3 protein-coding genes and 2 pseudogenes are annotated in these 5,764 nt (G+C 61.1%); all 5 read right to left on the reverse strand.

Annotated features, from left to right (window positions below; all coding sequences use genetic code 11):
* Nucleotides 1–118 precede the first annotated feature (118 nt).
* Nucleotides 119–289 (reverse strand): annotated as a pseudogene (locus ABQJ48_RS37995) (FAD-dependent oxidoreductase); the annotation flags it as partial.
* Between the two features lie 278 nt (nt 290–567).
* Nucleotides 568–2,688 carry a phosphocholine-specific phospholipase C gene (locus ABQJ48_RS37295; protein ID WP_367842868.1) on the reverse strand — a complete coding sequence of 707 codons (2,121 nt, stop codon included), beginning with the start codon at nt 2,686–2,688 and terminating at the stop codon, nt 568–570.
* A 50-nt stretch (nt 2,689–2,738) separates the two neighbouring features.
* Nucleotides 2,739–3,071, reverse strand: coding sequence for a hypothetical protein (locus ABQJ48_RS37300; protein WP_473094247.1), 333 nt, complete (start codon nt 3,069–3,071; stop codon nt 2,739–2,741).
* A gap of 722 nt (nt 3,072–3,793) precedes the next feature.
* A pseudogene (locus tag ABQJ48_RS37305) lies at nt 3,794–3,980 on the reverse strand (hypothetical protein); the annotation flags it as partial.
* Between the two features lie 618 nt (nt 3,981–4,598).
* Complete coding sequence (locus ABQJ48_RS37310) at nt 4,599–4,838, reverse strand: hypothetical protein (protein ID WP_367842869.1); 240 nt, start codon at nt 4,836–4,838, stop codon at nt 4,599–4,601.
* Nucleotides 4,839–5,764: the final 926 nt, after the last annotated feature.

The raw sequence follows: 5,764 nt of genomic DNA on the forward strand, positions 1-5,764 counted from the left end.
GGCGCTCAACGACTTGACGCCGGGCGAGTTTGCCCGGCAGCACAGCCTTCGGCCTACGGCCGAAGGCTCATGAAAGGCCTGACACTAACATTGCAATGTGTCCAGGAAACCCAAGCGGTTCAATGCGCCAGACATTGTCCGGCTGCTTGTGGACGAGGACGGTGGAACCGGGGTTGGACGACGGATCGAAGTAAGCCAGACGCTCGGTCGGCCGGTCGCTCTCAAGCTCGATATCGACGATCACATAGCGGCCCTCATAGCTGGTGCCCTTGAGTTGCAGTGTTGCCGCGCAAGCTGAGCGCGTGGACCCGCGCGCGAACGGGATTTTCTGTCGCATATGCAAGGCGAACCGGTGGCGTTGCTCGGCGGCCTCGACTTCGAGTCGTGAGCGCCGCGTAACGCGCGCCAACCGGGAAGCCACAATCGCGCCAATGCATAGCGCCCGGCGGCATATGCTCACCAGGCGCTGTATTCAATCGACAATAACGCGACGCGTTTGTTGTTACGCTACGCGCCGCGAAGCCGGCGGCGGCCGTTCATTGGGCCCGTCAGCTGCGTGGCTCATGCTCAACTGCCCAGCGCAGGATCGCTCATGCTGCTCTCGCCAGTCTCCACATGACCGGCGAGGCGCCGCACGAACGCCGTGTCGGTATCGACCGTGATCGCGAGGTCGTACCAGCCGTGCGCATTGCGCAGATCGAGGTAGAGCTGTTCGGTGTCGCCGCCGCGGACCGAGTGCGTGATCGCGTTGTTCGCGTCGTACGCGTTGACGATCGTGAACTGGCAACGCGCGCTGCCCACGTTTTCCAGCCGCAGTTGCAGGTTGCCGTTCGCTACGTCGTAACCCTCGGCGATTTCCGGCCGGGCGACGTCCGAGCCGTTCCACCAGTTGCGCGCAACCGCTTTGCCCGCGAAACGCCGCAGAAAACCGTTCGGTCCGTGCACGGTGAAGTCGTAGCTGCCGTCTCCGTTCAACGGCAACTGATCCTGCAGCCGCTTGCCGGCTTCGACCGTATAGGTGCGCGGCGCGTCGGCACCCTGCGCAGCGTAGACGAGGAACACCGCACCGGCGCGGCCCGTGTTGACGAAGCGCATCGTCAATTGCTTCGCCGAGCCGTCGCCGTGCACGCGCACGAACAATTCGTACGGCAACGCGCGCGCGGGGCGCATGCCCGCTTCCTGCTTCGGCAGCGCCTGCGCGGCCGGCGGTTGCGGCACGTAATCCGGATGGCGCTTCTGATCGGGCGGCACGTAGGCGCTCGTGCTCGGCAGGGTCGGCAACGCGTCGTTCGGATTGCTGAAGTTGAACGCCGACAGCAGATCGCCGCACACCGCGCGACGCCACGGCGTTATGTTCGATTCGGCTAGGTTGTGCTGCTGGCCGAAACGCTTTTCGATGAAGCGGATCACCGACGTATGGTCGAACACTTCCGAGCACACGTAGCCGCCTTTCGACCATGGCGACACGACCAGCATCGGCACACGCGGTCCAAGGCCGTAGGGGCCCGCGGCATTTTTCGCATCGCCCGGATAGATTTCGTTGCTGATGTCGACGGTGGACAGGCCATTGGCGTTCGAAGCCGCTGGGAAAGGCGGCGCGATGTGATCGAAGAAGCCGTCGTTCTCGTCGAAGTTGATCAGCAGCACGGTCTTGCTCCACACATCGGGATTCGACGTGAGAACCTGCAAGACCTGATCGACGTACCACGCGCCGAAATTCGAAGGCCAGTTCGGATGCTCGGAATACGCTTCGGGCGCGACTATCCACGACACTTGCGGCAGCGTGTTGTTCTGCACGTCGCGCTTGAGAATGTCGAAGAAGCCGTCGCCTTTGGCCGCGTTGGTGCCGGTGCGCGCGTTGTCGTACAGCGGGTTGCCGGGCTGGGCATTGCGGTACTGGTTGAAGTAGAGCAGCGAGTTGTCGCCGTAGTTGCCGATGTACGGGTTCTGCGTCCAGCCCCACGCACCGTTGCCGTCGAGACCGATGCCGATGTCCTGATAGATCTTCCACGAGATGCCCGCGTTCTGCAGCACTTCCGGATAGGTGGACCAGCCGTAGCCGAGCTCCGAGTTGTCGAGCACCGGGCCGCCGCCGCTGCCGTCGTTGCCCACCCAGCCGGTCCACATGTAGTAGCGGTTCGGGTCCGTCGAGGTCATCGTCGAGCAGTGGTACGCGTCGCAGATCGTGAACGCGTCGGCGAGCTGGTAGTGAAACGGGATGTCGTCGCGCGTGAGGTAGGCCATCGTGAGCGCGCTCTTGGCGGGCACCCATTGATTGTAGCGGCCGCCGTTCCAGGCCGCGTGCGTGCTGCCCCAGTCGTGCGCGAGATCCTGCAGGAACTGCAGGCCCAGGTTCGGCGCAGTAGGATGGAACGGCAGCACGTAATCTGGGTCGGTGGCATCCGCCGTAAGCGGCTGATACCACACCGGCTGGCCATTCGGCAGACTGATCGCGCGCGTGTCGCCGAATCCGCGTACGCCTCTGAGCGTGCCGAAGTAGTGATCGAAGGAACGGTTTTCCTGCATCAGCACGACGATGTGTTCGACGTCGTAAAGCGATCCGGTCCGGTTGTTGGCTGGAATGGCGAGCGCGTTGCGAATACCCAGCGGCAACATGCTCAGCGCGGTAGCGGAACCAACGGCTTGCGCGGCGGAACGCAGAAAATCACGGCGATTTTTTGAGGTCATGGTTGTGGCTTTCGATCTTCGGTTGACGAACGATACATGTGGAGTGGAACTCAATCCACGGTATGGATCACCGGCGTGGCGAGCGGTCCCGCGGCGGTGGCGGATAGTGCCGGGCCCGTGCTTGAAGCGGGCAGTGCTGGGGTTTGAATCGTGAGCGCCGACGGCGCGGATTCGGCCTGCGACGGATTCGCCGATGCCATAGCGGCCGTGTCGCCGTGGTCGGCGAGGCTGTCCGCCGAGCCGGGCGTGCTCGGGTTTGCTGCATGGTCATCGGTGGCATCGTTGCTGCATGCGCCAACCAGCGCGCATAGTGAAGCGGCGATCCATGCAGACGCCAAACGTTTGGGCTGCAACGCGAATGAGGACTTCCACACAGAGGGCAACGCAACGTCTCCGGCACGGGGATGGGCGCCAAGGCAATCATTTGCCGATGTCAGCGATGGGGCAGCATAATCTCGCTTATCTGTGTAAGTTTTATGAAGAAAGGGTTAGAAGAGAGGCGGGCGCTGATGCCGCTGCCCGTTGGGCGGGCGAGGGCGGCGGCGATAGTGTCGCGACCCTCTCAAATGCAACGGCTGGGCCTGCCACTCTCACAATCGCGTAATTTCGTTCAACACTGTGCCGGTCGCGGCCAGCACAAACATCGGCGCGAGCAACAGCGTCCAGATGCAACTGACTGAGGCCGGCACTTCGTCGCAGTATCAGTCCGGCACGCTCGTTGTTCCGTCCTCGCTGTTGCTGGTAGGCGGCTCGCTGGGCAAAAACACTGCGAACGCGCCTGTCCCGGCGAACCTCGCAGCCTATTCGGGTATATATGAGAATGCGCTGACGCCCGGGCTTTCCCGTAAACGAAAGCAACGCGCAATTTACTGGCACGCTTCAGGGCCCGGTCGCGGTGACCATCATCGCCGACGGCAGCATTTCTGTAACGATCCCCGTGCAGCACATCGACCGAGACCACTTACACGCCCGTCGCGCTGTGTCTCAAGGATGGCAACGCGATGCCGTGTCGCGGACTTTACCTTCGTCGCGCATGCGTTCGAGTTCGCCGACGGCGCCATGTGGCCCCAGAACGGTGGCCATGTCGATGGCATCGGTCGCATGCAATGCCTGCCTTGTCTTGGCAAACAGTCACCGACAATCCGCTATCGCACTGCGCGTGCGAGGGTGTAGCCGACAAAGCGTTTGACCGAACGCATCAGTTCTTCGACGTCAGCCGTTCGCATCTCCAGCAGATCGAATAGCTCCTTTGCACCCTTTCCGGAATACCGCCTTATAACAGTCTGCGTGATTGGGTCCTTCTGTTTGATGGACCAACGAGACGAGTTACGCCGCACAAACAATGTGCGCAGGCTCTAACTGCTTTTTCCGAAAGCGTGGAGTGCGCGCAACTCCTTGAGAAAGACCGCGCACCGGATCTCCGCGACCTTACCAACCTTACCAGGTGTAGTAACTTTGCCGTCGTGGTAAACGGGCAAGCCGTGCAAAATCGGGTGCCTTCAGCCAACGTCCGCAATTGGGCCGCGCGCTGCCTCATGCAATCGGCATACGCATCGTCAACCTCGTTGGGCCTCAATCGGCAGCACGCGAGCCCACTCGCTCATTCGCGGCTTCGCACCACGCGACAAATACTCCGACGACCGCGGTACGCGGGTGCCACCGGGGGGGCGGTGACTCGAAACAATGACTTATCGCTACATCCCTTTGCGGGCGTGACAGTGTGCGTCGGCTGACCGAAGCTTACGTTAAATCATCTCGATGGCCATGGCAGTGGCTTCGCCACCGCCGATGTAAAGGCTAAACACCGAGATGAGTCTTCACGTATTGGCGTGCGACATCAAGCGGGTCAAGCTGGAACCCGCAGGTCTCGCCCCGATGCAGAGCGGCTCAAAGTAAATGAAGACCTGCCCCTATGCTTGCCCTGTTTCGTGCCAATCATCGATGACGCCCCGGGATTTGTGCTCAAGTGCGCCGATCGCCATCAAAGGATCAATCTTAGCCCCAGGAAGAGTTAGTTCGATGCCTGCGGGCGCGCCTTTCTTCGCATCACCGTCGGTACGTTCGATAAGGGCATGACATACCCACTGAACGCCAAGCTCGTCCGCCACAGCATCGGCAGTCACCCGAAATCCACGATGTTCGAAAGCCACAAACGCTCCTGAAAAGTTATGAAATATTGGGCCCTCGACGGTCTATCCGGCAAGGTCCATGAAAAACCTGACACGGAAGCTCAACACCCTGCGGTGAAGCTGCCCGTTCCATTCTTCGGCCAAATCTTCGTCATCGCTCTGACTAACGCGCTCTCGGCAATGCGTAAGGCCAACGTCAACATGATGCGACGCACGTCAGTTGGGAGAGCAGTGTCGCAGGAGTTGATGGCCACGAGAGCGCGTTGACACCACAAATTGCGCGCCGCTCCTGATCTGAAGCGCCTGTCCCATTGACGGGGTTGGCTGTCGAGCGCTTCGCAGCAGTCGATCCGCGCGCGACTCGATTTGTGTGGCTCTCAAGGCCATTTCGCCCCGCGGTTAGCGCGACTCCAAGAGTACGGCGGGAAGACTGGATGAGGAGTTCCGTGTCGCACCAGCCGACGCAACCACCCGTCGTGATATGTATTGTCGGGGATCCTGCACGTGCCGTCACCCGCGATTCAGGCAAATAGCGTTCTCACGAATGCGAATAATCAGATCCTGTCCGCACGGCATGAGAGCGCTCGATACCTATTTTTTGGGGCGAGTGTTGGGCGTTTCGTTGTAAGGCAAGTCTCGCGGGACTCAAGTGGCGGCGAGCCGAGGGCATGATCTGAGGCAGTGAGGCCAACGACGCGATTGACATGATTCGAGCACGAAGGTCCGTTGCCTGGACGGAGCGGACCTTCGAATGCCCGTGTGAACTCGTGGGCCAACGACCGTAGTTGGGCCGCCAACTAACAGAGTAATCCGGTCGTACGCGTTGTCACGACCACGACGCTGCCCGGCGGTGGGTAACCCGCGCGACGATAAGCTTTGATGTTGCGCATGCAGGTTTTCGAATTCGAGCGGCGAACAGTAGCCAATGCTGCTGTGGAGGCGGCGTA

The sequence above is a fragment of the Paraburkholderia suaedae genome (genome assembly GCF_040812055.1).
Classification (GTDB): Bacteria; Pseudomonadota; Gammaproteobacteria; order Burkholderiales; family Burkholderiaceae; genus Paraburkholderia.

Bases quoted from the DNA above. Each gene is read 5' to 3' on its own strand.
- ABQJ48_RS37295 (WP_367842868.1), bottom strand. From the start codon at position 2,688: ATGACCTCAAAAAATCGCCGTGATTTTCTGCGTTCCGCCGCGCAAGCC.